The sequence below is a fragment of the Microbacterium sp. NPDC080005 genome (assembly GCF_040702445.1).
GTDB lineage: Bacteria > Actinomycetota > Actinomycetes > Actinomycetales > Microbacteriaceae > Microbacterium > Microbacterium oleivorans_D.
The window spans coordinates 173649-198392 of the sequence record NZ_JBFBLD010000002.1; the positions used below are offsets into that span (position 1 = coordinate 173649).

The window sequence follows — 24744 nt, forward strand, 5'->3', positions numbered from 1 at the left end:
CTGGTGTGACCCCAGCCCACCCCCACAGTGCCGCCCCGCTCGCCGATCCCCCCACGGCGCGGGGCGGCATCTTCGTGTGCGAGGCGGAGGGCCGTGTGGTCAGCCGCCCGGGCGCGTGTCGTCGAGGGTGCTCAGCAGGAGATTCAGTGCCGCCTCGACGGCCTGATCGATGACCTCGACAGGCTCACCGTCGAACCGCAGGAGCTGGTGACCGGCGGCATCCGCCGTCGCCCAGCCGAGATAGACGGTTCCCGGCGCATGCCCGTCTTGAGGGTCGGGCCCGCCGACTCCCGTCGTCGAGACCGCGACGTCTGCGCGCAGCAGGGCCCGGACCCCGCGTGCGAGCTGCTCCGCGCACTCGGGTGAGCACGGGTCGGTGCCGGGCGCGAGGCCCAGGACGTCCTCCTTGACGCGCACCTGATACGCGACGACGCCGCCGGCGAACCAGTCCTGAGCGGATGGCCCCCGCCCCACCTGGGCTGCGAGCCGTCCGCTCGTCAGGGACTCGGCGACCGCGCAGACTGCGCCGACGCGGTCGGCCGCGTCGGCGATGCGCTCGACGAGGTCAGCCAGCGCTCTCGGCCTCACCGGAATCAGCGGGCTCGGGGACGAGGTGGAGGCCCGCCGGCGAGTTCGCTGCATACATGAGCGCCTCGGACCAGGCGCGGTTGATGCGCGACTGGCGGCTGCCGTAGTACTTGAACACGAGCGAGGCGTGCGGGTGCAGCCAGACCGAGGTGCGTCCCTCGCCGATGCTCTTGTCATCGCGCCACGTGAAGTGGAACGACTCGCCGCGACGCAGCTTGTTGCCGATGACCTGCTGCAGATGAGCCAGGGTACGGTCCTCGAAGTCCACCTTGATGGAATCCTCGTAGATGAACTTGCCCACTGCGCCCCCTCGTCGTGTCGTCGCGGAGTCGCGACGGCTACCTCCCATTATGGTGGCCCCATGGGTGTGATCTACTACGGCAGCTCTGCGACCCCGATCCGGATCGCAGATCGTGCTCTCGCTCACCTGAAGATCGTGATCGCGACCAAGCTCCGCCGCTCCGAGGCGTTCACCCTCTCGTGGCGGCACCCCGACGGCGACCCCCGCGGTCGGACCACGATCTGGCTCCACCCTGCGATCCCCCTGCGTTTCGTCTTCGACGAGCCCGAGCCGCCGACGCTCAACCGGGAGTGGATCGAGGAGCTGGCAGCGTCGGCCAACTCTTCGGGCGGCATCCAGCTCCTGCCCGAGATGTTCGACGACGAGCACGAGGGCCGCATCACGGAGTGATGCGGCCCTCGAGGGACGTCGTGCTCGTCGGGATCAGCGGGGAGTGCGGTTCTCCGCGCTGATCATCCAGGCGAACTGCTCGAGGCTCTCGAGGATGCCGTGCAGGATGTCGGCACTCGTCGGGTCCTCGTCGTCGACCTCGTCGTGCACTTCGCGGCACGTCGAGATGGTCGCCTCGAGGCGCTCGGTGACGAGATCGATGACATCGGAGGTCAGGACTTCGCCGTGGGGGAACTCGGGGAGCGTCGTGGTCTCGGCCACCGTGTCGCTCCGGCCGTCCGGGACGGCGTGGAGCGCGCGCATGCGCTCGGCCACGGTGTCGCTGAACTCGCGGGCGGCATCGATGATCTCATCGAGCTGCAGGTGGGTGTCACGGAAGTTCTTGCCGACCACGTTCCAGTGGGCCTGCTTCCCCTGGATGGAGAGCTCGAGGAGGTCGACCAGGACCGCCTGCAGGTTGTCGCTGAGCTTCTGCGACGCGGTGAAACCGCGCTCCGCGTTCTGCTCCTCCGTCAGCTGAGCACCCGACTTCGCGGGGCGACGCTTGTTGCGGGTCGCCGAGGTCGCGGACTTCGTCTCTGTCGTCGTCATGACACATCCTTCTCTTTCGAACGGGGTCGGCACCACGCTACGTCGGCACCTGGCAGGGTGACATCGGGTTGCGCCAACGACGGCGCCGGTGATAGCCCGGATGCCTCAGACGCCGAGGCGCGCCAGCGCGGCGGTCATCTGCTCGTCGGAGAGCGTGATGCCGGCATCCTTCAGCCGACGCTCCAGGAGAAGGCGAGGGTCGAGGCCGTCCTGACCCGCGAGATCCGCCTGGCACTGCACGAGGATCCCCTCGAGTCTCTGCCCGTCGTCGGCGGGGTTCTGAGACATCGAAGGGCCGGACTGCACGCCGTCGCGGGCATGATTCGCGTCGCTCATGACCCGAGTCTGCGGCCATACCCCTGAGGGCGCCACCCCTTGACCGTCACCGGAAGCAGGGTTAGACCTCAGCGTCGCTGTCGGTCGGGGTGGATGCGGGGACCGCGCCAGGCGGGCGGCATCCCGTCGGTATCGGGATCGTCGAAGGCGGGAGCCTGGCTGTCGGCCGGAGGGTCCTGCGGTTCCGGAACGGGGATGACCGCGATCGGCACCCCGGGCGTGAGGAACAGATAGGCGGGGCGCGGGCTGCCCTCGCCGTCGTTGACGGCGAGCCAGTGCTGCCCGGCAGCCATTCCCTCCTGGATCTCCTGGTGCACCTCCTCCACCGAGCGATTCCCGATGCTGTACCACTGTCCGCCGTACGAGATATCGATGCGGTTCATCGGTGCTCCTCGATCGTGGACGGACATCAAGCATCCAGGATGCGACGGATCTCCGGCCGAGTCACGATCTTGACAGCGGTCCGGGCGCGGATTACCGCTATAGGGCAGCGAGGGGCGGGCGGTGCGCGATCGGCTTCGGCTTTCCCCGGCGGGGCGCAGCCGCCGCGAGGTGTCGAAGCGCACCGCGCAGGAGCTCATCGACCGTCGGGTACCACGCGGTACCGCGCGCGCAGTAGACCCACGTGACGTCGTACCCGCCGTCGTCGGCGGCCTCGACGTAAGCCAGCAGATGCGCGGCATCAGATGCCGCCGCCGACGAGTCGCAGAGCCGCCACGCCGAGGGGGACAGCGGCTCGAGGGTCAATCTTCCGATGGGATCGTCACTCACGGTCGCACCTCCGGATGTAGCGTGTTCGCAGATCTTCGTCGACCTGCAGCGAGCGGACCTCCCCGCGAGAGACACCATCTCTCTGTTCGCACCCCGGACCGAGGGGCTTGACACCGTCTGGGACGCGGGTTACCGAAGGGCCCAGCTAGCAGATGGCCGGGCACGGCGTCAATGCCCCCGAGACCTCGCATCCGCTCGCCTAGCGTTGTCGATGCAAGGTACGTAGGCGGACGGTCGAGACGAGAGGTGTTCGGGTCACCGATTTTTTCTCCCGCCCTTACAACGGGCCCCGGCGATCGGGCTTATCGCCGGGGCCCCACCTGTGCAAGCCCCTCCGTCGCTCCCCCCGGGGCCACGTAGCGTCGACACCCCGACGAGAGGAGCAGTCATGGACGATGCCGAACACCGAGCCGAGTCGGACGGATCCCTGCCGGGCGGTTCGCTGCCCGACGAGGACCCGATCGAGGCGGTCCGCGATGCGGTGCAGAAGGACGACGCGGTGCCGATCGAAGGAGTGGAGCCCGGGGTCGACCCCGACTCCGCCGACTCGAGCAGCTCGCTGAAACGCACCGACCGCTGATACCCGGAGGCCGCACCCGCGTGCGGCCTCCGTCACGTCACCCCACCGGTGCGCGCTGAGCGTATTCGTTCGCTCTCACTGCCACATCGTCGATGTACCGCGTCAAAGGGTTGTACGTGAACACGGCGTCTCTCCAGGCGCCCTCCGACGCCATCGACCCGGAGCGACAGAGGTAGCGAGCTGCCGCCAGGGCGGCGTCGTCGATGTTGCTCGGGTCGCGGGTGCCGTCGGCGTCGCCGTCGGCGCCCCAGCGCCGCCACGTCTCGGGGATGAACTGCAGGGGCCCGACCGCACGGTCCCACTGCTCGTCGCCGTCGAGGGCACCGCCGTCGGTGTCCGGGATCGCCGCCACCCCGTCGCCGTCCAGTCGGGGACCCCGTATGCGGGGAGTCACCAGGCCGCTCTCGTCGAGGCGAGAGCCTCCGTACGACCCGTGCCGCGACTCCACCCACCCGATCCCCGCCAGCGTGTTCCAGCCGATCTCGCAGGAGGGCTGCTCGTGGGCGACGGTGAGGTCGGCCGCGGCGTAGGCGACGACGGCACGACGAGGGATGCCCGTGGCCTCTGCGACACGCGCTGCCCAGTCGGCATCGACGAGCGTCACTGCGGGAGCCGAGGAGGGATCCGCTCCCGCCACGGCGAGCGCCGGCGGGGGCGTATCAGCCCACCGCGACGACACGGGTGGGAGGGGGTCCCCTTCCGGTTCGGCCCGCTGCAGGGCGGTCGGCAGACATGCAGCGAGCGCCATGACGACGACGGCGGGCGCAACACCCATCCCGACGGCGAGTGCGGCGCGCCGGCCGCGACCGCCGCGCGTCGACGACGGTCTCCGGCGTCCCGCCATGTGCCTCTCCCCCGATTCGCTGCCCGCACCACGCTAACCCGTCCGCGTGAGGATCCGCCGTGCACGCGTCGCACGCCGCCGTCAGCTCGTCAAGGCCCCTCTCCGCCTCGGAGATCGCGGCCTACGGTCCCCGGACGCGACGACGATGCATCCCGCATCCCTCCCCTCGCCGCCCCAACCGGACAGGAGACACGATGTTCTTCCATCGACAGGAACTGCAGTTCACCGCCACCCCCGACAAACCCGACGCGATCTTCGCGCGACGCATGCAGGAGGTCCTGGGCGGGCAGTACGGCGAGATCACCGTCGCCATGCAGTACGGGTTCCAGGCGTGGAACGCCCACATCCCAGGCAAGTACCGCGACCTGCTCTACGGCATCGGGGCTGAGGAGTTCGGGCACGTGGAGATGCTCGCGATCATGATCGCCCAGCTGCTCGAGAAGGCCCCGGTCGAGCAGAGCGAAGCGGCTGCGGCATCCGACCCGGTCCTCGGCGCCGTCATCGGCGGAATGGACGTTCAGGCGGCCATCGTGGCGGGTGCGGGTGTGCGTCCCGTGGACAGCAACGGCAACCCCTGGCAGGGCTCGTACGTGACGGCCAGCGGCAACATGCTCGCCGACTTCACCGCGAACGCGAACGCTGAGATGCAGGGACGCCTGCAGGTCGCCCGCATCTACAACATGACCGACGACCACGGTGTGCGCGAGATGCTCTCGTTCCTCCTGGCGCGCGACACGATGCACCAGAACCAGTGGATCCGTGCCGCCCAGGAGCTGCGAGAGGAGGGCGTCGAGGACCTTCCGGTGCCTCTCAACTTCCCCCTGTCGAACGAGGCACGCGACCACTCGTACAAGTACATCAACTTCTCCGACGGGCAAGCCGCTGCCGAAGGATCGTGGGCCAGCGGCCCCACCCCCGACGGCAAGGGCGAGTTCACGTACCTCGACGGTCCGGACACCTCGGTGCCGATGCCGCCCCCCACGCAGCCCGATCCGCGCTTCTACGGCACCGACCCGAAGCCGAACCTGATCGACAAGGCCGAGGGCGTCATCAAGGACAAGCTCTCCTGAGAATGGGCGGATGCCGGGCGACGGGCGCCCGGCATCCGATCCTCAGATCGCCTCGATGGTTCCTGTGCCGGGCTCGTCGGGCGGCTCGGACATCACGAACAAGCCGCTCGTCGAGTTCGCCGCGTAGGCGAGCTTCTCGAGCCAGGTGCGGTTCATCGCCGGCGCGCGTGACCCGTAGTACTTGAAGTCGAGGTCGGCCGACGGATGAATCCACACCGACCGTCGTCCGTCCCCGACGCTCACGTCGTCCCGCCACGTGAAGAAGAAGGATTCTCCGCGGCGCAGCTTGTTGCCCATCACGACCTGCAGGTGCGCGAGCGCCCTGTCCTCCACCTCGGTCTTGACCTGGCTGCTGTAAGTGAATCGACCCATAGGGCGGCCCTCCCGCCGAGAAAGTGCGCCCGACTGCGGACACACCGCGAACCACGGTGCTGCGGATCCGCAGGGCGGTAGATCTCCGTCGTCGTGCCACGTTCCTCTCGGCGAGGCCAGCGCGCAACCCCGGGGGCGCAGGGCCTGCACCCCCGGACGTCAGCCCGGGCGTGTCGCCGCGCGCTCACGCCGTCAGCGACGGGCCCCCCGCGCGAACGCCGCTCGGCCGATTCTCGTCACGGCGACCGCCGCGAGCACCCATGGTCCGACGACGAGAAGGGGATCCAGCCACATGTGCCGCACGTCGACGCGGCCCCGGCCGAACCGGGAGCCGATCGGGTGACGGCCGCGCTCACCGAGCACCCCGGACTGCGTCACCGGGTCGTCGGGGCGACGCGAGAACAGCGAGCGCACATGCGCGCCCGTCGACTCGACCCGGTCGCCCAGGATCAGCAGCATCCAGTGGGGCGTCTGCCCCTCACTGAACCGTGCGTACGCGATCCGCCGGATGAGTCCGGAGACGCCGTGCAGGGGCTGGGCGGTACCGAAGACCGGTGTGAGGCGGTTGTGCTCGATCGAGCGTTCGCGGCCGGCGCCGTGCGGCTGCTGCTCGGGTATGTCCCAGTGGGCGCCGGTGTGGATCCCCGGCTGCTCACGCGGGAAGGCGGGGCGGTCCGAGGGATCGAGATCTGCACCCCACCCGGGGATCCGACGACGGAGCTCGTCGGGGTCGGGGATGGCCCCCGGCTTGTCTGCGGTGTACGGCATGGTTCCTCCTTGTGTCGGGGTCAGCCGGCGACGGTGATGACGGGCTTGATGATGCCGTCGAGCTTCGACGAGAAGACGTGATAGCCCTCGGCGATGTCGTCGAGCTCGAAGCGATGGGTGATGAGCTCCCGCGGGGAGACGTGTCCGGCACGGATGTGCTCGAACAGACGCGGCCACTGCCTCTTCACCGGGGCCTGATTCGTGCGGATGGTGAGGCCCTTGTTCATGGCGTCCCCGAACTTGACCGCGCTGAAGAGGGGTCCGTACGCGCCCATGACCGAGATCGTGCCGCCCTTGCGGACGGCGTCGATCGCCCAGTTGAGTGCGATGGGCGATCCGCCCTGGAGTTTCAGCTTGGCAGCGGTGACGTGCTGCAGGAAGTGGCCGTCCGCCTCGGCGCCGACGGCATCGATGACGGCATCCGCCCCGAGCGCGTCGGTCATCTTCTTGAGGGTGACCACGACGTCGTCGACCTCGCCGGAGTGGACCGTTTCGGCGAAGGCGAATTCGCGCGCCTTCTGCAGCCGATAGTCGAGGTGGTCGACGACGATCACCCGACCGGCTCCCATCAGCCAGCACGATCGGGCCGCCGCGAGCCCGACGGGTCCGGCGCCGAGGACCACCACGGTGTCTCCCGCTGCGATGTCCGCCAGCTGAGATCCGAAGTAGCCCGTGGAGAATGCGTCGGTGAGGAGCAGAGCGTCCTCGGACTGGATGTCGTCGGGGATGACCTGCGGACCGACGTCGGCGAGGGGCACCCGCACCAGTTCCGCCTGGCCGCCGTCGTACCCGCCGGTGGTGTGCGAGTAGCCGTAGATGCCACCCACCGCCGTCGCGTTCGCGTTGACGTTGTGGCAGTTGGAGAACAGACCCCGCGCGCAGAAGAAGCAGGAGCCGCAGTAGATGTTGAACGGCACCATCACCCGGTCACCGGGCGTGAGGTTCTGCACCGACGAGCCGACCTCCTCGACGCGACCGATGAACTCGTGCCCGAACGTGTGGCCGACGCGGGTGTCAGGCATCATGCCGTGATAGAGGTGCAGGTCGGATCCGCAGATGGCTGCCAGCTCCACCCGGACGATCGCGTCACCCGGATGCTCGATCACGGGGTCGCGCTTGCTGTCGACGCGGACCTTGTACGGCCCGCGGTACGTCATCGCCTTCATGAGTCCTCCTCGGTTTCCGCGCGAGCCTGATCGCCGGGCTCGTGGGCAGGGAGGGGGTTGCGCATCGGGGTGCGACGTGTCAGTCGGGGGACGAGGCTCCGAGCTCGAAGCGATATCCCATGCCCGCCTCGGTGAGGATGTGCCGTGGTTGCGCCGGGTCGTCCTCGAGCTTGCGACGAAGCTGCGAGACGTACAGCCGCAGGTAGCCGGTGTCCGTCACATGTTCGCTCCCCCAGATCGCGCTGAGGATCGTCTGTCGGGTGACGAGCTTGCCGGGGTTGCGCAAGAGGATCTCCAGCAGCTGCCACTCGGTCGGAGTGAGCCGCACCCGCTCGGTGTGGCCCGCCGTCGTCTTCGTGACGCTCCGCGCGGCCAGGTCCACCGAGATGGACCCGAACTCGGTCACCGGGTCGGGTTCCTGCTGCGGCGCCCGCCGCGTCAGGGCGCGGATGCGCGCGAGCAGCTCGTCGATCGAGAACGGTTTCGTCACGTAGTCGTCGGCGCCGGCGTCCAGGGCGTCGACCTTGTCGGCGGCTCCGGTGCGTCCCGACACGACGAGGATGGGGGCCGCTGACCAGCCGCGGATCGCGTGGATGACCTCGATCCCGTCGAGCTGGGGCATCCCGAGATCGAGCAGGAAGATGTCGGGGTGGTGATCGACTGCGGCGGCGATCGCCTGGGCTCCGTCGATCGCCGTGAACACCTCGTATCCGCGTGCCGAGAGGGTGATCCGGAGTGCCCGCACGATCTGCGGGTCGTCGTCGGCGATGAGGATCCTCACACGCCCTCCTTCTCACGGACCAGCGGCAGGGAGACGACCATCGTCAGCCCTCCGCCCGGGGTGTCCTCGGGGGTGAGCGTACCCCCCATGCCCTCGACGAAGCCCTTCGAGAGGGCGAGGCCGAGGCCGAGGCCGGTGCTGTTGTCCGTGTCGCCGAGACGCTGGAACGGCACGAAGACGTCGTCGCGACGCTCCGCGGGGATGCCGGGGCCGTGATCGATGATGCGGATCTCGGCGGAGGAACCGAAGCGGCTGGTCGCGATGCGGACCTTCTTCCCCTCCGGCGAGAAACGCAGCGCGTTGGCGAGCAGGTTCACGATCACGCGCTGCAACAGCACGGGGTCGGCGCGGACGACCGCATCCACGTCGAGATCGATGTCGACGGATGCCGGTCCCGCACCCAGTTCCTCGAGGGCCGGGAGGACTGCATCGGCCGGGTCGACCGCCTGCAGGGCGACGGCGAGGGCGCCCGCCTGCAGGCGGCTCACGTCGAGGAGGTCGGTGACGAGGGTCGCGAGCGTGCCGAGTGACTCGTCGGCCGTCTGCAGCAGCTCCAGGCGGTCGCGGTCGCTGTAGGTCCCACTGCGGAGCCCGCCGACGGCCGCGGTCGCCGCCGCGAGCGGGCGACGCAGATCATGGCTGAGCGCCGACAGCAGGGCGCTCCGCACCCGGTCCGACGCCTCGAGGGGGGCCAGCCCGCTGGCGACCTCCGCCAGGTCGGCGCGCTGCAGCGCGGCGTCCAGCTGCGCGACGATCGCGGACAGCAGCCGGCGTTCCGACGCCTGCAGGTCGTGCCCGTGCAGTTCGAGCACGGCGCGCTCACCCACGGGGAGGGCGGTGTGCCGCCCGTCGCGCAGCGGTTCACCGCTCGAGGCGAGGGTCACCTCTCCCGACACGAGCCGCACGCCGGCGAGTCGGAATGCCTCGCGGGTCCACTCGACGAGCGCCTCCACCGCCCCGCCGCCCCGGAGGACGCTGCCCGCCACCGTCTGGAGCAGTTCCGCCTCGGCAGCCGCGCGGCGGGCCACGCGGGTGGTGCGTGCGGCGCGGTCGACGACGACGCTGACGAGCACGGCGATGACGACGTAGAGCAGCAGGGCGAGGATCTCGCGCGGCGACTTGATCTGCAGGGTGTAGAGCGGATCGACGAAGAAGAAGTTGAGGGTGACCCCGCTCAGGACGGCCGCCCACAGCGCGGGCCAGATGCCACCGATGAGGGCGACCACGACGACGAGGAGCTGGTAGCTGAGGACGTCGCTCGTGATCGATTCCGCGGAGTGGAACGACACAAGGAGCCAGGTGAGCAGCGGCCCCCCGACGAAGGCGAGGAAGAAGCCCGCGACGCGTCGGCGCATCGACAGCGCGCCGCCCCATCTCGGCAGCGCGAAGCGCCCGCCCGCGGCGGAGTGGGTGACGATGTGGACGTCGATGTCGCCGGACTCGCGGATGACGGTGGCGCCGATCCCGGGACCGGTGACGAGCGCGGCCAGGCGGCTGCGGCGGCTGACGCCGAGAACGAGCTGCGTCGCATTGACGGAACGCGCGAATTCGACGAGAGCGGTCGGGATGTCCTCTCCCACGACCTGGTGGAAGGTCCCCCCGAGCTTCTCGACCAGGGCGCGCTGCTCGGCGAGGGCGCCGGGGTCGCCGCCGCGGAGCCCGTCGTTGCTCGTCACGTGCACCGCCAGCAGCTGCCCGCCCGCCGACCGCGCGGCGATCCGGGCGCCGCGGCGCAGCAGGGTCTCGCCCTCCGGCCCGCCGGTGAGGGTCACGACGACGCGCTCGCGCGCCTCCCACCGGCTGTCGATGCCGTGCTCCGCACGGTAGGAGGTGAGCGCCTGATCGACCTCGTCGGCCAGCCACAGCAGCGCGAGCTCGCGCAGCGCCGTGAGGTTGCCGAGACGGAAGTAGTTCGACAGGGCGGCATCCACGCGCTCGGCGGGGTAGATGAGCCCGCCGGCGAGCCGGTCGCGCAGCGCCTGAGGAGCGAGATCGACCACCTCGACCTGGTCGGCGGCGCGCAGCACCTGGTCGGGGACGGTCTCGCGCTGCGGTGCACCGGTGATCTGCTGGACGACGTCGTTGAGCGACTCGATGTGCTGGATGTTGACCGTCGAGATGACCGAGACCCCGGCATCCCGCAGCTGCTCGACGTCCTGCCAGCGCTTCTCGTTCGCCGAGCCGGGAGCGTTGGTGTGCGCGAGCTCGTCGACGAGGGCGACGTCCGGGCGTCGCGCGATCACACCGTCGAGGTCCATCTCGGTCAGCGTCACCCCGCGGTGGGTCACGTCGCGGCGGGGCACCTGCTCCAGCCCGTCCGTCATGCGCTGGGTCGCCGCGCGTCCGTGGGTCTCGACGACGGCGATGACGACGTCCTTGCCCTCCGCGGCGAGGCGACGCCCCTCTTCGAGCATCGTGTACGTCTTGCCGACGCCGGGGGCGGCGCCCAGCAGCACGCGCAGCCGTCCCCGTCCCCCCACTGTCAGCCTCCGAGCCCGTCTCGTCCGCTGAGTCCGTCGAGGGCGAGATTGAGTTCCACCACGTTCACGGTCGATCCACCGAGGTACCCGAGGTCGGGTCCCTGCGTGTGCTCGGCGACGAGTCGTCGGACCTCCGACACGGGCAGACCCCGGGCCTCGGCGACGCGGTCGACCTGGATCGAAGCGTACGCGGGGCTGATGTGCGGGTCGAGTCCGGATGCCGAGGCGGTGACCGCATCGGCGGGCACCGCCGCCTCGGGCACACCCTCGCGCTCGGCGACCGCGGCCTTCCGATCGCGGATCGCGGCGACGAGGTCGTCGTTCTCGGGCCCGAGGTTCGAGCCCGACGACGCCCCGCCGTCGTACCCGTCGCCGGCCGCCGAGGGGCGGGACTGGAAGTACTGCGGGAGCGCGGCACCGTCGGCATCCGTGAATGACTGACCGAGCAGGGAGGAGCCCACCACCTCGCCGGCGTCGTTCCGGAGGAGGGAGCCGCCCGCCTGCGCCGGCAGGACGAGCTGACCGAACAGGGTGACGACACCGGTGTAGCCGACGCCGAGCAGGAGCGTGAAGACGATCATCGCGCGGACGGCGACGGCGACGGTCCGGCCGGTGGTGCGGGACGTGGTGTTCATGAGGAGGTGTCCTTCGGGTCAGAAGCCGGGGAGGAGGCGGACGAGCAGGTCGATCAGCCAGATCCCGATGAATGGGGCGACGACTCCGCCCAGGCCGTAGACGGCGAGGTTGCGGCCGAGGATCGACGATGCTCCGCCGGGGCGGTACCGCACACCGCGCAGGGCCAACGGGATGAGAGCGATGATGACGAGCGCGTTGAAGATGATCGCCGAGAGCACCGCGGACGCCGGCGAGTGCAGCCCCATGATGTTCAGGGCGCCGAGCTGGGGGAACACCCCCATGAACATCGCCGGGATGATCGCGAAGTACTTGGCGATGTCGTTCGCGATCGAGAACGTCGTCAGCGCGCCGCGGGTGATGAGCAGCTGCTTGCCGATGCGGACGATGTCGATGAGCTTCGTCGGGTCGGAGTCCAGGTCGACCATGTTGCCGGCCTCCTTCGCCGCCGACGTGCCCGAGTTCATCGCGACACCCACGTCCGCCTGCGCGAGAGCCGGGGCGTCGTTGGTGCCGTCACCCGTCATCGCGACGAGGTTGCCACCCTCCTGTTCCTTGCGGATGTAGGCGAGCTTGTCCTCGGGGGTGGCCTCGGCGAGGAAGTCGTCGACGCCCGCCTCCTTCGCGATGGCCGCCGCGGTCAGCGGGTTGTCACCCGTGATCATGACGGTGCGGATGCCCATCGACCGCAGCTCGGCGAACCGCTCGCTGAGGCCGTCCTTGACGACGTCCTTGAGATGGACGACCCCGAGCACACGCCCCGCGCCGGCGGCATCCTTCGTCGCGACGACGAGCGGAGTACCGCCGGACTGCGAGATCTCCTCGGTGCGTGCGGAGAGGTCGGCGCGGACACCCTCGGACAGCGGCGTGCCACCCTGCTCGAGCCAGCCGACGATCGCGGAGCCGGCGCCCTTGCGGATCGCCGACCCGTCCGGCAGGTCGAGCCCGCTCATGCGCGTCTGCGCCGTGAACGGGACGATGACACCACCCGCGTCGCCGGTCACGTCGACGCCGCGGCGGGTGGCGAGGTCGACGATCGAGCTCCCCTCCGGCGTGGGGTCGGCCAGCGACGACAGGGCCGCGGCACGCGTGAGCTCCTGCTGCGCCTGACCGGCGAGCGGGACGAACTCGGCCGCCTGCCGGTTGCCGTAGGTGATGGTGCCGGTCTTGTCGAGGAGGAGCGTCGTCACGTCGCCGGCGGCCTCGACGGCGCGCCCGGACATCGCAAGGACGTTGCGCTGCACGAGCCGGTCCATGCCGGCGATGCCGATGGCCGACAGGAGCGCGCCGATCGTGGTGGGGATGAGGCACACCAGCAGCGCGACGAGCACCGGGATGCTGACGGGCGCCGCAGCGTATGAGGCGATCGGGTTCAGGATCAGCGCGACCACGACGAAGATGATCGACAGACTCGCGAGCAGGATGTTCAGCGCGATCTCGTTCGGGGTCTTCTGCCGGGCGGCACCCTCGACGAGGGCGATCATCCGGTCGACGAACGTCTCCCCCGGCTTGGACGTGATGCGCACGACGATGCGGTCCGAGAGCACACGGGTGCCGCCCGTGACGGCGCTGCGGTCGCCGCCGGATTCCCGGATGACCGGAGCCGACTCCCCGGTGATGGCGGACTCGTCGACCGACGCGATCCCGTGGACGACGTCGCCGTCCCCGGGGACGAGGTCGCCCGCCGCGACCACGACGACGTCCCCCAGGGTGAGGTCGGCCGACGAGACGTCATCGATCGTGACGCGTTCGGCCGCGGCATCCGTCTGCTCGTCGTACCCGGTGACGCGGTGGGCCACCGTGCTCGTCCGGGTCTTGCGGAGTGTCTCGGCCTGCGCCTTGCCGCGGCCTTCGGCGACGGACTCGGCGACGTTCGCGAACACGACCGTCAGCCAGAGCCACACAGCGATGATCGCCGTGAAGGGGGCGGGCACCGGGGTGCCGCCGGATTCGCCCGGACCGCCCAGGAAGGGCTCCGCGACGGCGAGCACGGTCGTCAGAACCGCGCCGACCCAGACGATGAACATCACGGGGTTGCGCCACTGGGCCCGGGGGTCGAGCTTGCGCAGCGCGCCCGGCAGGGCAGCCACGATGGCGGCGCCGTCGATGCCCCGGCGCGGGACGGGAGCGGGAGCGACCGGTTCGAGGGTGGTCGTGGACATGTCAGATCAGTCCTTCTGCGAGGGGACCCAGCGCGAGCACCGGGAAGTAGGTGAGGGCGGTGACGATGACGATGACGCCGACGAGGAGGCCCACGAACAGCGGGCGGTGCGTCGGCAGCGTGCCCGCGGTGGCGGGGACCTTGTCCTGCGCGGCGAACGAGCCGGCGAGGGCGAGGACCAGCACGATCGGCAGGAACCGGCCGAGCAGCATCGCGACGCCGAGGGCGGTGTTGAGCCACGGAGTGTTCGCCGTGAGCCCCGCGAAAGCGGAGCCGTTGTTGTTCGCGGCCGAGGTGAAGGCGTAGAGCACTTCGCTGAAGCCGTGGATGCCGGGGTTCCAGATCGACGTCGTCGTGACGTCCTCACGCACCGCGGGGATCGCGAAGCTGAGCGCCGTGCCGACGAGCACGAGGATCGGGGTCACGAGGATGTAGATGCTCGCGAGTTTGATCTCGCGCGGGCCGATCTTCTTGCCGAGGTACTCGGGGGTCCGCCCGACGAGAAGCCCGGCGATGAACACCGCCAGGACGGCCATCACGAGCATGCCGTAGAGCCCTGATCCCACGCCGCCGGGAGCGAGCTCGCCGAGCATCATGTTCAGCATCGGCATCATGCCGCCGAGCGCCGTGAACGAGTCGTGCATCGCGTCGACCGCGCCCGTCGAGGTGAGCGTACTCGTCGAGCCGAAGATCGTCGACCCCACGATGCCGAAGCGCATCTCCTTGCCCTCGAGCGCGGCGCCGGCGAGCTCGGGAGCGGTACCGCGACCGGCGAGCTCGAAGGCCGTGAGCGCGAGCGTCGAGACGAGGAAGAGGACACCCATCGCGCCGAGGATCGCGTAGCCCTGCCGCTTGTCCCCGAGCATCGTGCCGAACGTGCGCGGCAACGAGAACGGGATGACGAGCATGAGGACGATCTCGAAGAGGTTCGTCCAGCCCGTCGGGTTCTCGAACGGGTGCGCGGAGTTGGCATTGAAGAAGCCGCCGCCGTTCGTACCGAGGAGCTTGATGGCCTCCTGCGAGGCGACCGGACCGCCGGGGATGCTCTGCGCCGCCCCGGCGACGGTCGTGACGTCGCTGAAGCCGGCGAGATTCTGCACGACGCCGCCCGCCAGCAGCACGATCGCCGCGACGAGGGACAGCGGCAGGAGCAGACGCACGGTGCCGCGGGTGAGGTCGACCCAGAAGTTCCCGATCGTGCCGCTGCGGCGGTAGGCGAGGCCGCGCACGAGGGCGACGGCGACGGCCAGGCCGACCGCCGCCGACACGAAGTTCTGCACGGCGAGCGCGGCGAACTGCACGGTGTATCCGAGGGTCAGTTCAGGCGAGTACGACTGCCAATTCGTGTTGGTCACGAACGAGACGGCTGTGTTGAACGAGAGCGCCTCGCTCGGCGCGGTCAGTCCCAGCGACCACGGCAACCACTGCTGGACGCGCTGCAACAGGTAGACCACGAGCACGCCGACGACGGAGAACGCGAGCACGCTGCGGACGTAGGCCTGCCACGTCTGGGCGGATGCCGCGTCGACACCGATCAGTCGGTAGAGACCGCGCTCGGCCCGAGCGTCCTTCGGTGAGGTGTACACCCAGACCATGTAGTCACCGAGAGGCCGGTAGGCGACCGCGAGGACGAGGGCGAGCGTGGCGAGGGTGAGGACGGCGGACAGCCACGCCATCAGAACTTCTCCGGCTTCACGAGCGCGACGAAGAGGTAGACCACCGCGGCGACGCCGAGCACCGCGGCGACGATGTCTAACACGTTCATACCCGATCCACCGCCTTGGCGAACAGGCCGATGAACACGAACAGGACGATGACGCCCAGCACGTAGACGATGTCGAGCACGAGAGACGCTCCGTTTCGAGGGACCGCGCGCCTCGGACAGGCGCGCACGCCGGTGTGGCGCATCCCCGATGGAACACCTCGCCGAGAGCCGCCCCCGCGGTCCTCACGGAATCCATACGGCCGTGGAGCCCGTCCTCACGGGATCCTCACGACCGCTCGCCGGCCCCCGCGATCAGCTCGTCGCCGCGGCCCAGGTCGCCAGTTCCGCCACGAGGGCGGCGTGCCCCGGCGCATCGTAGGACCGCGCGTCGTGACCGAGCACGTCGACCGCGACCCGGGAGCGGCCGACGGTGCGTCGCCAGGCGGTCGGCTCGCGGTGCCCGCCATCCCCCACGTGCCAGGCGACGACCCGCCGGTCGCCGGTGGCCTGCAGCGCGCAGTAGCGTTCGTCCTCGACCGTGAACGGCACGGCGCCCTCGACATCGACCACGACCCGCCCGAACGGCGGGTGGAACGACAGCGTCGGCAACCAGACCGCGCCGGTCGTGCCCGCCCAGCGCGGATAATCGCGCAGCGAGGCGACCGCGCAGTGCAGGGCGAGGACGCCGACACCGCGGTCCAGAGCCGCGTCGAACGCGGCGACAGCTGCGGCATCCACTCCGCGCTCCCCGCCCCGCCACGAGTCGCCCGCGTTGACGACGACGAGATCAGCGTCCGCCAGCGAGGCCATCGCGGCATCGACGTCCTCACGGACGGTCACGTCGTGACCGATCCCCCGCAGGATCGCCGCGACGCAGGCGGAGGTCTCGGCGAAGGGATGCCACGGGTCGGCGTACCGCTCGGTGCCCGACAGGATCACGGTGCGCACTGTCATGCCGGGAGGTTATCGCTCAGCGGGCTCGCCGGCGACGGCCTACACCGCGAAGCGGGTGCCGATGGCCTGCAGCGTCTCGTCCCAGGTGCGCCGGGCCTCGGCGTCGTCGCTCAACGACGGCCACAGCGGGATGCGGGCGGGCGGGCCGCCGATGAGCCGCTTCGGCCCGTAGAACTCCCCGCCGACGGCACTCGGATCGGTCGCCGCGAGCACCGCGGGCAGGGCGGCGCTGGCCACGGTGCCCGTCACGCCGACACGGGAGAGGAATCGGATGACGCGACGAGCGCCCGTCTCGCGCTCACGCCCCAACCCCGGTTGCGCGGCGAGCAGGTTGGTGGGCGAGACTCCGGGGTGTGCGAGTGTGCTCGTGAGTCCCCAGCCGGAGGCCGTGCTGCGGCGGTGGAGTTCGCGACCGAAATGCGCGACGGCGATCTTGGACGAGCGATACGCCGCCATCGCGTCGTATCCCTCGGGGGTGGTCACGGCGGCGCGGTCGAAGCCGCCCGATCGCGCGGCGATGCTCGTCTGGTGCACGACGCGCGCGCCTCCCTCCCGCAGCACGGGCAGCAGACCGAGCGTCAGCGCAGCGTGGCCCAGGTGATTGGTGCCCCACTGCAGCTCGAACCCGTCAGCGGTCTCCTGGCGCGTGGGCGGCGTCATGACGCCGGCGTTGTTGACGAGGACGTGCACCGGGCGGCCCTCCGCGCGAAGCGTCGCAGTGAGATCCGCCACGGAATCGAGCGACGACAGGTCGAGCGGGCGCGTCGCGACACGGGCGCCGGCGACCCGTTCCCGGATCGCGTTCGCGGCCGACTCGCCCTTCGCGGCGTTGCGGACGGGGAGGATCAGCTCGGCGCCGGCGCGGGCGAGCTGCGTCGCGATCTCGACACCGATGCCGTCGCTGGCGCCGGTGACGACGGCGACGCGGCCCGTCAGGTCGGGGGTGGGGAGGATGGTCGGCATGCGTGCTCCTGGCTGTCGATGCGATCTGGCGATGTGTTCCGATCCTGCGGCCGATGCACGCTGTCTGCCAGGGCCGCCCCAGCCGTGGATCGGGGATCCACCCCTCCTCGTCAGGAGAGACGCTGCGTCCCGATCACACCGAGCAATCGCAGACGTTCGGCGCTGTCACTGCCCGGCACGGCGGTGTAGACGAGCAGACGGTGCGACTGCTCGGGGTCGAGGAGGGTCTGGCACGACAGCTCCAGCAGGCCGACCTCGGGGTGCAGGAAGCGCTTGAGCGCAGGGGGCGCGAGCCCCACCTCCTGTCGCTCCCACAGCGCGTCGAACTCGGCGCTGCGCCGACGCAGCTCCGCCGCCATCTCCGCCGCAGCCGACTCGGGACCGCGCAGCGCGACGATCTCGCGAAGCCCGCTCGCGTACACGCGCGACAGCCGCTCCTGCTCGTCGGCGGGGTAGGCCGCACGGGCATCGGGCTCGGTGAACCAGCGGAACCCGATGCTGCGGGCATGTCCCGTCCGTTCGGCGGCCGGCCCCAGAAGGGCGACGGCCGGCGGCGTCTGCCGCAGCGTCTCGCCCAGCTCGGTCACGATCTCGGCCGGGGTGTCCTCGAGCCGGTCGAGGATGCGGAGCATCCCCGGCCCCACGTGCGCGCTCGACGCTCCACGTGCCGGCGCCGTGTGACCGGCGAGCCGGAACAGGTGGTCCCGTTCGCCGAGGCTGAGGTGCAGGCCCTGGGCGATCGCGGCGATCATCTGCTCGGACGGATGCGGACCGGTGCCGCGTTCGAGCCGGGCGTAGTAGTCGGTCGACATGTGGGCGAGGGCGGCGACCTCCTCGCGTCGCAGTCCCCCCGTCCGCCGTCGAGGGCCGCGCGCGAGCCCGACATCCTCGGGCTGAAGCGATTCGCGGCGATGGCGCAGGAACCTCGCGAGTCCGTCACGGTCGATCATCGGCATCCTCCCCCTGGGCGGTGGTCCTGTCGTTCCTATCGCGGACGGGTGCCGCGTGCCACGCCCCGTCGATCCACCCCTCGGATGCGATCAGTGCAGGGCGGCGTCCGCGGGACCCCGTTGCCATGAGGCGAACGGCACCGTTAACCCGGCGCGGGTCGGTGCGCAGACGAAGGGCCCGGCCGCGGCCTCGAGGCCGGCGGCGAAGGGGATCACTCGGACCAGGCGCAGGGGGTCGCCCGCCGCGCCCGCCCGCACCGTGAGCGCGTTGCCGGAGCGGCTGACACGGACCGTGATGCGACGCCCGAGCCACTCCGGGACGGGGGCGAGCGACCAGTCCGACATCCCGTCCGTGACGACGGCGCCCAGCTGGAGGTCGCCGTCGGAGAACTCGACGCCGGCTTTGACCCAGCGGGCGTCGTCTACCCGGACGAACAGGCCGGCCTGGTCGAACTGCGCCTCGAACGCCGCGTCGAACTCCACCTCCATCGCGGTGCCGTCAGGCATCGGTGCGAGCAGCGCGTGCTCACTCTCGTGCACGAAGCCGTAGGAGGTGAGCCGCCACGCGTCGCTGCCCTCCGCCGCGGTGACCAGCAGCCTGCCGTCGCGCTCGGCCGCGGCCGGCGGCGGCGTCGTCCACGTGCCCTCGGACCACGCGACGGGCTGGGAGGCGCGGGCGATGGTGCTCATCCGGCCAGGCTAGCGGGCCGCTCAGCCGAGGCGGATGCCGGCGGAGTCGAGCGCGCGCACGGCGACGTCGAGCACGGCCGCGCTGTGGTCGAGGCGGCGATCGCGCTCGACGAGGTCGCGGTCGGCGATCATCCGCACGAAGGCGCGGAACTCCGCGGTCATGCGGTGCGGATCGTGGTCCAGCGCCACCCGCTCGATAGTCCCGTCGCGCAGCCGGAGCTCGACGGCGGAGATCTCGTTGGGCGGTCCGTCGACGAGCATGACGCCCTCGGTGCCCTGGATCTTCGTGCGCGAGGGACCGGGGGAATCCTTCGCGCCGATGCACACGGCGGTCAGGTCGGGGTAGCCGAGGACCGTGACCCCCGAGGTGTCGCTGCCTCGCTCGATCCGCGGCGTGTAGACGACGGTCTCGGGGGTGCCCATGAGACCGACGACGAGGTGGAGGGCGTAGATGCCGATGTCCATGAGCGCGCCGCCACCCGCCGCCGGGTCGAAGGCCGGCAGGACGGCGCCCTCCCGGAACGCGTCGTAGCGCGAGGAGTACTGCGAGTACTCGCACTGCACGAGCCGCAGGTCACCGAGCCGGCCGAGATTCTGCCGCATCCACTCGACGTTCGCGAGGTACTGCGTGCTGATGGCCTCGACGAGGATCAGCTCCCGCTCCTCGGCGAGCCCCCAGAGCTCGGCGAGGTCCTCGGCGCGCAGCACGAAGGGCTTCTCGCAGATGACGTGCATGCCCGCCCGCAGCGCGCGGCGGGCGACATCCGCGTGCAGCACGTTCGGCACCGCGACCCAGACGGTGTCCACGTCCGCTTCGGCGAGACACACGTCGACGTCGGTGTAGGCGTGCGGGATCCCGTGGGCTGCCGCCGTCTGCTCGAGCGCCGCCCGGCTGCGCTCGGTGCCGACGATCGCCTCGACGGTGAGTCCAGGGATCCGCTGGGCGTGGGGCAGGAACTCGGCGACGATCTTGCCGGCGCCGACGACGGCGAGTTTCAGAGCGCCACTCCGATCGCGAGCAGGACGATGCCGATGAGGGGCGCCGTCAGCTGGATCATCGCCGCGCGAGCCTTGGACCGGTCGGAGAGCAGCAGCACGAGGCCGGCAGCCACCATGGACCCGGCGCCCACGAAGACCAGGGTCGCTCCGATCGTCGTCGAGCCGGTCGCGACGAAGACGATGCCGAGGAAGACCGCGATCGCGAGGAAGAGATTGTAGAAGCCCTGGTTGAACGCGAAAGACGTGGTGACGTGGACCGTGTCATCCGTCGTGCCGAAGGTGCGGCGCGCCGCGGAACCCGTCCAGGCGATCGACTCCAGATAGAAGATGTAAACGTGGATGGCGGCGCCCAGCGCCGCGAACACCAACCCGGCGATGACCATGCCGTCATCATCGCAGACGCGACGCCCGGCGCCAGAGCTCGTCGACCGCGATCGGATCGGCGACGCCGAGCGGGGCACCCGCGGCATCCCGAGCGAACGCCAGGAGGACGGGGGAGCCGCCCCGATCCCGCACCACCCTGCCCGCATACGCCGGGGCCGGCGCGATCAGCCGGGCGTCGTCGGGACGCGCCTGAACGGGGACAGGGCCGGTCGGCATCGCCCAGACACCGTCGACGCCATCCGCGCGGGTGGCGCAGAACAGCGTGAGATGCCCGTCCCCCACCTCGACGGTCTGCAGGACCTCGAGGTGCGGGAACCTCGCGGCCACCGACCCGAGAGGGGGCTGGGCCGTCCAGGTGTCGAGGTCGGGCGACCAGGCATGCCCGACGACGCCGCCCGAGGACCCGCCCGCCCCCTTCGCGCGCGCGGTGATGAGCATGTGCCAGCCGTTGCCCTGCGGGTCGCGGAAGACCCACGGGTCCCGCCACGCTTCGTCGGTCCAGTCGCTGTCGCCGAGCTTCTCGTACAGCTCCCCCGCAGCCGTCAGGACGAAACCGTCACGTTTGCTCCAGACGGCGAGATCCGGCGAGGTCGCCATCAGGATCGACTCCACGTTGCGGTTCGATGCGGGCTCGAGGAACACGGTGCCGGTGTAGAACATCCGCCACAGACCGTCGTCGCCGCGGACGACGCATCCCGTCCAGGTCGCGGTCCCGTCCGCGCTGCCGGGCGCGCCCGGCCCGAAAACGACCCCGTGGTCGGTCCACTCCCGCAGGTCATGGGAGGTCGCGTGGCCGATCCGGGCGTGACGGTGACGCAGATCGGGATCGCCGAGACTCTTCGGCGCCCGGAGGTGGAACAGGTGGAAGGTCTCGCCGTCGTCGGCGATCCAGAAGTCCCACACCCACTCGGACTCCAGCTGGAACGCCATCTCAGCCCTTGAGCGAGCCCTGCAGCAGCGCCGAGACGAAGTGCCGCTGGAAGATCAGGAAGATGATCAGCGTCGGCGTGAGGATCAGGAGTGATCCCGCGCACAGGAGCGGGATGTCGGTGCCGTAGCGCCCTTGGAAGGCGCCGAGCGCACCGGCCATCGTCCGCTGTTCGGGGTCGTTGACGAGGACGATCGCGAGGAGGAACTGGTTCCACGTCCACAGGAACAGCAGGATCGCGAGCGAGGACAGCGCAGGAACCGACAGCGGGATGTGGATGCGCCAGAAGAGCTGCCAGGTGGTCGCGCCGTCCATGCGCGCCGCCTCGGAGAGGTCGGCCGGCATCGTCACGAAGTGCGCCCGCATCCACATGACGGCGAACGGCATGAACAGACCGATCAGCGGCAGGATGATCGCCCATCGGGTGTTCAGCAGCCCCAGCTCGCGCACCTGGAAGTACAGCGGCGTGATGATGCCCTCGAACGGCAGGGTGAGCCCGAGGATGAACGCGATGAACACGATGCGGCCGCCGCGCGGCTGCAGGTGGCCGAGCGCGAAGCCGGCGAGGGTCGCCAGGAGGACGGCGACCGGGACCACGGCGATCTCGATGAGGAAGCTGGACTGCAGGAGCGCCCACATGTTGGCCGACTCGAAGGCGGTGACGAAGTTGTCCCAGCGCGGGTTGTCGGGCCATTCCAGCCCGCGGGGGTACGTGCCCGGTTCGTGCAGCGCCGTGACGAACAGGCTGAGGAACGGCATAACCGTCACGAGCATGAGGACGACCAGCAGGATGCGGCCGATCCACTTCTCCTGGGGGCGGACGATCACGATTCTTTCCCTCGGAGGATCCGCTGCAGCGGGAGGACGATCAGGAGGACGAGGGCCATGAGGACGAGGGCGAACGCCGACGCGGTGCCGATCTCGCGCTCGTAGAAGGCCAGGTAGAAGATCTGGAGACCGGGGACGAGCGTGCTGTCCCCGGGTCCGCCCTGCGTGGCGATGTAGACGATGTCGAAGCTCGCGAGCGCCGCGATCACCGTCACGGTGACGCAGACCGCGACTTCCTGGCGGACGCCCGGCAGGGTCACGGAGAAGAATTCGCGGACGGGGCCGGCGCCGTCCAGGCGCGCCGCCTCGTAGAGGGCGGGGTCGACCTTCGTCATCCCGGCGAGGATGAGCACGAGACACAGCCCGACCTGGACCCACGCGCCGATGACGCCGACCGCCGGCAGCGCGGTGGAGAAGTCGCCGAGCCACGCCTTCGTCACACCGCCGAGACCGATGAGGCCGAGCAGCTGGTTCACGAGGCCGTTGGTCGACAGCTGCCAGCTCCACATGATGCCCGCCGCCACGAGCGGGATCACCTGCGGCAGGAACAGCACCGTCCGGGCGACGCCGGCGAGTCGACTGGCGGCGATGGCTCGGATCATGTTCGCGGCCACGAGGGCGATCGCGACGGGAATGAGGCTGAAGTAGATGATCAGCTCGAAGGCGTTGAGGATCGCGCCGATGAGCTTCGGGTTGCTGAAGACCTCGACGTAGTTGGCGAAGCCGACCCACGTGGCCGGACCGATCCCGTTCCACTCGTAGAACGAGTACTGGGCCGACAGGGTGATCGGACGCAGCACGAAGAAGATGTAGAAGGCCGCCGCCGGAAGCACCAGGAGGTAGGCGGCCACGCTCGCGCGGAAGCGCCGCCGACGGCGGCGCTTCCGGAGTCCGGTGTCGTCGAGCGCTGCTGCGCCGGTGGCGACCACCGGCGCAGCAGCGGCGGGAGCGGAGGTCATGCTCAGCCCTCGACCTGGCTCTCATAGTCGGCCTGGACCGAGCTCAGCAGACCCTCGGGCGTCTGCTCGCCGGCCACCAGACGCTGCAGGTTCGGCGTCCAGCTCTGGGCGTAGATCGCGCCGGTCGCGTTGGCGATGAAGTCCATCGCACCGTTCGCCTCGCTGAGCTGGGCGCCGGCGGCGAGAGTCGCCGCCGTCGTCGAGTCGGGGTCCACCTCGGGCATGAAGGCGTCGGCCGGACCCATCGGGTGCGAGCCGCCGACCTCGACGCTGATCGTGCGTGCCTGCTCGTTGGTCGCCGTCCAGTTGAGGAAGAACGCGGCGCAATCGGGGTGCTCGGCTGTCGCCGCGACGCCGAAGGTGAGCGGCGCCGACATGGCGCCGATCTGGCCGCCCTCCTCACGCGGAGGCATGAGGAAGAAGCCTGCCTCACCGGGCATCTGGGTGTCGAGGTTGCCCGACTCCCAGTCGCCGTCGAAGATGAACAGCGACTCGCCACCGATGAAGCGGCTCATCATCTGCGCGTAGTCGAGCGAGTTCACGTCGTCGGCGAAGTAGCCCGACTCGATCCACCGCGCGAGGTGCTGGGCGGCTTCGAGGTTCTCCGGTGTGTCGATGGTCGCGTCCGGCTGCTGGAAGATCCAGTCGTTGATGGCGGCCGGGTCGCCGTACGAGGCCATCAGCGCCTGGAGCGGGAACGCGAGCCCGCCGGTGGCACCACCGTTGAACTGGGCGATCGGGGTGATGCCGGCATCCTTCGCGGCCTGCAGCGCCGCGTCGAACTCGTCGAGCGTCTTCGGGGCTTCGGTCATCCCGATCTGCTCGGCGAGGGTCTTGTTGTAGAAGACCCCGGTCATCGAATAGTTGAGGCCGAGCGCGTACAGCGGACCGTTGCCGCGACGCCCCTCGTCGTCCACGCGCAGCTGCTGCAGCTGGGAGTCGGGCCACTCGGTCCACCCGAACGCCTCGGCGTACGGGTCGAGGTCCAGGAGCAGTCCATCGGTCGCGAGCTCGGACATCTGCGGCAGACGCATGAGGTCCGGCGGCGAGTCCTGCAGGACGCGCGGCGCGTTCTGGGTGATGACGGCGAACTGGTCCTCCCGGATGTCGAACGTCACGTTGGGGAACTGCTTGGTGAATTCCTCGGTGAGGGCCGTCGGCAGCGGGAAGCCCGTTTCGAAGTAGCCGCTGAGGACGACGTCCTCGTCGCCGCAGGTCGGTCCTTCGGCGCCGAAGTCGGACGTCGAGGAGGCCTGCGGAGCCGCGGTACCGCCGGGAGGGGCGCACGCCGTCACGCCGAGCGCGACGGTCGTGAACAGCCCGGCCAGGATCAGCGGGCGGAGGGGGTGCTGTGAGGATCGAGACATCGATGTCTCCTTTCGGGGAACCACATCGTTCGGGTGATCGCGGAGGGTGCGCCTGCGTGCTAAATCGCGTTAGCAAGGTCATCTTGCGCCAATCGGCCGATCGCTGTCAATGGGGCGCCGCCTCGCGTGATGCACCTGTGACCCGTCGCTCCAGCGATCCCCTCTCGACCGGGCCGCATCGGCCC

The 24744-nt window shown here is 70.2% G+C and carries 30 protein-coding genes; 3 read left to right on the forward strand and 27 right to left on the reverse strand.

The genetic code is table 11. The features are described 5' to 3' along the window. Nucleotides 1-99: 99 nt before the first annotated feature. Nucleotides 100-588, reverse strand: coding sequence for a CinA family protein (locus AB0259_RS07740; RefSeq protein ID WP_251578310.1), 489 nt, complete (start codon nt 586-588; stop codon nt 100-102). After that, nucleotides 566-889: an ATP-dependent DNA ligase gene (locus AB0259_RS07745; RefSeq protein WP_251578308.1), complete on the reverse strand. Its 324-nt coding sequence runs from the start codon at nt 887-889 to the stop codon at nt 566-568. Before AB0259_RS07745 ends, AB0259_RS07740 begins: the two co-directional genes overlap by 23 nt. Before the next feature lie 60 nt (nt 890-949). Here AB0259_RS07745 and AB0259_RS07750 point away from each other — a divergent pair, with 60 nt between their 5' ends. Next, a complete protein-coding gene (locus tag AB0259_RS07750) occupies nt 950-1279 on the forward strand; it encodes a hypothetical protein (protein WP_251578306.1) in 330 nt (109 codons plus the stop codon). 33 nt (nt 1280-1312) lie between these two features. Here AB0259_RS07750 and AB0259_RS07755 read toward each other — a convergent pair whose 3' ends face one another. The 4 genes from AB0259_RS07755 to AB0259_RS07770 form a co-directional block, all read right to left on the reverse strand. Then, nucleotides 1313-1870, reverse strand: coding sequence for a DNA starvation/stationary phase protection protein (locus AB0259_RS07755; protein ID WP_251578304.1), 558 nt, complete (start codon nt 1868-1870; stop codon nt 1313-1315). A 105-nt stretch (nt 1871-1975) separates the two neighbouring features. Then, nucleotides 1976-2206 (reverse strand): hypothetical protein, encoded by a 231-nt coding sequence (locus AB0259_RS07760; RefSeq protein WP_251578302.1) that lies wholly within the window; start codon nt 2204-2206, stop codon nt 1976-1978. Nucleotides 2207-2274: 68 nt separating this feature from the next. Beyond that, on the reverse strand, nt 2275-2589 hold the full coding sequence (locus tag AB0259_RS07765) for a hypothetical protein (protein WP_251578300.1): 315 nt from the start codon (nt 2587-2589) through the stop codon (nt 2275-2277). Between the two features lie 97 nt (nt 2590-2686). Beyond that, the gene (locus tag AB0259_RS07770) at nt 2687-2977 is read right to left on the reverse strand and encodes a hypothetical protein (RefSeq protein ID WP_251578298.1); all 291 of its coding nucleotides are present in this window, start codon (nt 2975-2977) and stop codon (nt 2687-2689) included. A 388-nt stretch (nt 2978-3365) separates the two neighbouring features. On the opposite strand from AB0259_RS07770, the gene AB0259_RS07775 reads away from it, so the two are divergent. After that, entirely contained in the window at nt 3366-3557 is a 192-nt protein-coding gene (locus tag AB0259_RS07775) for a hypothetical protein (protein WP_366222481.1), read from the forward strand. Nucleotides 3558-3594: 37 nt separating this feature from the next. On the opposite strand, the gene AB0259_RS07780 is transcribed toward AB0259_RS07775, so the two are convergent. Then, nucleotides 3595-4401 (reverse strand): lytic murein transglycosylase, encoded by an 807-nt coding sequence (locus AB0259_RS07780; RefSeq protein WP_251578294.1) that lies wholly within the window; start codon nt 4399-4401, stop codon nt 3595-3597. Nucleotides 4402-4595: 194 nt separating this feature from the next. Between AB0259_RS07780 and AB0259_RS07785 the strand changes: the two genes are divergently transcribed. Further along, a complete protein-coding gene (locus tag AB0259_RS07785) occupies nt 4596-5471 on the forward strand; it encodes a manganese catalase family protein (protein WP_251578292.1) in 876 nt (291 codons plus the stop codon). A 42-nt stretch (nt 5472-5513) separates the two neighbouring features. Here the strand turns inward: AB0259_RS07785 and AB0259_RS07790 are convergent, their stop codons facing one another. From AB0259_RS07790 to AB0259_RS07885, 20 genes are all read right to left on the reverse strand, one after another. Then, nucleotides 5514-5843: an ATP-dependent DNA ligase gene (locus AB0259_RS07790; RefSeq protein ID WP_366222480.1), complete on the reverse strand. Its 330-nt coding sequence runs from the start codon at nt 5841-5843 to the stop codon at nt 5514-5516. Between the two features lie 192 nt (nt 5844-6035). Further along, nucleotides 6036-6611 (reverse strand): hypothetical protein, encoded by a 576-nt coding sequence (locus AB0259_RS07795; RefSeq protein ID WP_366222479.1) that lies wholly within the window; start codon nt 6609-6611, stop codon nt 6036-6038. Nucleotides 6612-6631: 20 nt separating this feature from the next. Next, nucleotides 6632-7777 carry a zinc-dependent alcohol dehydrogenase gene (locus tag AB0259_RS07800; protein WP_366222478.1) on the reverse strand — a complete coding sequence of 382 codons (1146 nt, stop codon included), beginning with the start codon at nt 7775-7777 and terminating at the stop codon, nt 6632-6634. Between the two features lie 79 nt (nt 7778-7856). Beyond that, nucleotides 7857-8558: a response regulator transcription factor gene (locus AB0259_RS07805; protein WP_366222477.1), complete on the reverse strand. Its 702-nt coding sequence runs from the start codon at nt 8556-8558 to the stop codon at nt 7857-7859. Further along, nucleotides 8555-11038: a DUF4118 domain-containing protein gene (locus tag AB0259_RS07810; RefSeq protein ID WP_366222476.1), complete on the reverse strand. Its 2484-nt coding sequence runs from the start codon at nt 11036-11038 to the stop codon at nt 8555-8557. Before AB0259_RS07810 ends, AB0259_RS07805 begins: the two co-directional genes overlap by 4 nt. Nucleotides 11039-11040: 2 nt before the next feature. Further along, nucleotides 11041-11673 (reverse strand): K(+)-transporting ATPase subunit C, encoded by a 633-nt coding sequence (kdpC, locus tag AB0259_RS07815; protein WP_366222475.1) that lies wholly within the window; start codon nt 11671-11673, stop codon nt 11041-11043. A gap of 18 nt (nt 11674-11691) precedes the next feature. Next, nucleotides 11692-13833 (reverse strand): potassium-transporting ATPase subunit KdpB, encoded by a 2142-nt coding sequence (gene kdpB, locus AB0259_RS07820; RefSeq protein WP_366222474.1) that lies wholly within the window; start codon nt 13831-13833, stop codon nt 11692-11694. 1 nt (nt 13834) lies between these two features. Then, nucleotides 13835-15508: a potassium-transporting ATPase subunit KdpA gene (gene kdpA, locus AB0259_RS07825; protein ID WP_366222472.1), complete on the reverse strand. Its 1674-nt coding sequence runs from the start codon at nt 15506-15508 to the stop codon at nt 13835-13837. Beyond that, nucleotides 15508-15597 carry a K(+)-transporting ATPase subunit F gene (gene kdpF, locus AB0259_RS07830; RefSeq protein WP_366222471.1) on the reverse strand — a complete coding sequence of 30 codons (90 nt, stop codon included), beginning with the start codon at nt 15595-15597 and terminating at the stop codon, nt 15508-15510. Before kdpF ends, kdpA begins: the two co-directional genes overlap by 1 nt. Then, nucleotides 15594-15740, reverse strand: coding sequence for a hypothetical protein (locus tag AB0259_RS07835; protein ID WP_366222470.1), 147 nt, complete (start codon nt 15738-15740; stop codon nt 15594-15596). The genes kdpF and AB0259_RS07835 overlap by 4 nt, the downstream gene beginning before the upstream one ends. A 109-nt stretch (nt 15741-15849) precedes the next feature. Beyond that, complete coding sequence (locus AB0259_RS07840) at nt 15850-16491, reverse strand: ThuA domain-containing protein (protein WP_366222469.1); 642 nt, start codon at nt 16489-16491, stop codon at nt 15850-15852. A 39-nt stretch (nt 16492-16530) separates the two neighbouring features. Continuing rightward, nucleotides 16531-17454: an SDR family oxidoreductase gene (locus AB0259_RS07845; protein WP_366222468.1), complete on the reverse strand. Its 924-nt coding sequence runs from the start codon at nt 17452-17454 to the stop codon at nt 16531-16533. Between the two features lie 110 nt (nt 17455-17564). Continuing rightward, nucleotides 17565-18404: a helix-turn-helix transcriptional regulator gene (locus tag AB0259_RS07850; RefSeq protein WP_251578266.1), complete on the reverse strand. Its 840-nt coding sequence runs from the start codon at nt 18402-18404 to the stop codon at nt 17565-17567. 90 nt (nt 18405-18494) lie between these two features. Next, nucleotides 18495-19094: a DUF1349 domain-containing protein gene (locus tag AB0259_RS07855; RefSeq protein WP_366222466.1), complete on the reverse strand. Its 600-nt coding sequence runs from the start codon at nt 19092-19094 to the stop codon at nt 18495-18497. A gap of 21 nt (nt 19095-19115) precedes the next feature. Next, nucleotides 19116-20093, reverse strand: coding sequence for a Gfo/Idh/MocA family oxidoreductase (locus AB0259_RS07860; protein ID WP_366222718.1), 978 nt, complete (start codon nt 20091-20093; stop codon nt 19116-19118). Then, entirely contained in the window at nt 20090-20476 is a 387-nt protein-coding gene (locus AB0259_RS07865; RefSeq protein ID WP_366222465.1) for a DUF1304 domain-containing protein, read from the reverse strand. Before AB0259_RS07865 ends, AB0259_RS07860 begins: the two co-directional genes overlap by 4 nt. 7 nt (nt 20477-20483) lie before the next feature. After that, entirely contained in the window at nt 20484-21407 is a 924-nt protein-coding gene (locus AB0259_RS07870; protein ID WP_366222464.1) for a glycosyl hydrolase family 32, read from the reverse strand. A gap of 1 nt (nt 21408) precedes the next feature. Beyond that, nucleotides 21409-22233 carry a carbohydrate ABC transporter permease gene (locus tag AB0259_RS07875; RefSeq protein ID WP_366222463.1) on the reverse strand — a complete coding sequence of 275 codons (825 nt, stop codon included), beginning with the start codon at nt 22231-22233 and terminating at the stop codon, nt 21409-21411. Further along, nucleotides 22230-23192 (reverse strand): sugar ABC transporter permease, encoded by a 963-nt coding sequence (locus tag AB0259_RS07880; protein WP_251578254.1) that lies wholly within the window; start codon nt 23190-23192, stop codon nt 22230-22232. The genes AB0259_RS07875 and AB0259_RS07880 overlap by 4 nt, the downstream gene beginning before the upstream one ends. A gap of 2 nt (nt 23193-23194) precedes the next feature. Next, entirely contained in the window at nt 23195-24559 is a 1365-nt protein-coding gene (locus AB0259_RS07885; protein WP_251578252.1) for an extracellular solute-binding protein, read from the reverse strand. Nucleotides 24560-24744: the final 185 nt, after the last annotated feature.

Coding starts and splice junctions, on each gene's coding strand:
- AB0259_RS07835 (WP_366222470.1), bottom strand. CDS start 15,740: ATGCGCCACACCGGCGTGCGCGCCTGTCCGAGGCGCGCGGTCCCTCGA.
- AB0259_RS07775 (WP_366222481.1), top strand. CDS start 3,366: ATGGACGATGCCGAACACCGAGCCGAGTCGGACGGATCCCTGCCGGGC.
- AB0259_RS07765 (WP_251578300.1), bottom strand. CDS start 2,589: ATGAACCGCATCGATATCTCGTACGGCGGACAGTGGTACAGCATCGGG.
- AB0259_RS07850 (WP_251578266.1), bottom strand. CDS start 18,404: ATGATCGACCGTGACGGACTCGCGAGGTTCCTGCGCCATCGCCGCGAA.
- AB0259_RS07750 (WP_251578306.1), top strand. CDS start 950: ATGGGTGTGATCTACTACGGCAGCTCTGCGACCCCGATCCGGATCGCA.
- AB0259_RS07855 (WP_366222466.1), bottom strand. CDS start 19,094: ATGAGCACCATCGCCCGCGCCTCCCAGCCCGTCGCGTGGTCCGAGGGC.
- AB0259_RS07760 (WP_251578302.1), bottom strand. CDS start 2,206: ATGAGCGACGCGAATCATGCCCGCGACGGCGTGCAGTCCGGCCCTTCG.
- AB0259_RS07880 (WP_251578254.1), bottom strand. CDS start 23,192: ATGACCTCCGCTCCCGCCGCTGCTGCGCCGGTGGTCGCCACCGGCGCA.
- AB0259_RS07790 (WP_366222480.1), bottom strand. CDS start 5,843: ATGGGTCGATTCACTTACAGCAGCCAGGTCAAGACCGAGGTGGAGGAC.
- AB0259_RS07865 (WP_366222465.1), bottom strand. CDS start 20,476: ATGGTCATCGCCGGGTTGGTGTTCGCGGCGCTGGGCGCCGCCATCCAC.
- AB0259_RS07800 (WP_366222478.1), bottom strand. CDS start 7,777: ATGAAGGCGATGACGTACCGCGGGCCGTACAAGGTCCGCGTCGACAGC.
- AB0259_RS07885 (WP_251578252.1), bottom strand. CDS start 24,559: ATGTCTCGATCCTCACAGCACCCCCTCCGCCCGCTGATCCTGGCCGGG.
- kdpB (WP_366222474.1), bottom strand. CDS start 13,833: ATGTCCACGACCACCCTCGAACCGGTCGCTCCCGCTCCCGTCCCGCGC.
- AB0259_RS07840 (WP_366222469.1), bottom strand. CDS start 16,491: ATGACAGTGCGCACCGTGATCCTGTCGGGCACCGAGCGGTACGCCGAC.
- kdpC (WP_366222475.1), bottom strand. CDS start 11,673: ATGAACACCACGTCCCGCACCACCGGCCGGACCGTCGCCGTCGCCGTC.
- AB0259_RS07785 (WP_251578292.1), top strand. CDS start 4,596: ATGTTCTTCCATCGACAGGAACTGCAGTTCACCGCCACCCCCGACAAA.
- kdpA (WP_366222472.1), bottom strand. CDS start 15,508: ATGGCGTGGCTGTCCGCCGTCCTCACCCTCGCCACGCTCGCCCTCGTC.
- AB0259_RS07780 (WP_251578294.1), bottom strand. CDS start 4,401: ATGGCGGGACGCCGGAGACCGTCGTCGACGCGCGGCGGTCGCGGCCGG.
- kdpF (WP_366222471.1), bottom strand. CDS start 15,597: ATGAACGTGTTAGACATCGTCGCCGCGGTGCTCGGCGTCGCCGCGGTG.
- AB0259_RS07795 (WP_366222479.1), bottom strand. CDS start 6,611: ATGCCGTACACCGCAGACAAGCCGGGGGCCATCCCCGACCCCGACGAG.
- AB0259_RS07845 (WP_366222468.1), bottom strand. CDS start 17,454: ATGCCGACCATCCTCCCCACCCCCGACCTGACGGGCCGCGTCGCCGTC.
- AB0259_RS07870 (WP_366222464.1), bottom strand. CDS start 21,407: ATGGCGTTCCAGCTGGAGTCCGAGTGGGTGTGGGACTTCTGGATCGCC.
- AB0259_RS07755 (WP_251578304.1), bottom strand. CDS start 1,870: ATGACGACGACAGAGACGAAGTCCGCGACCTCGGCGACCCGCAACAAG.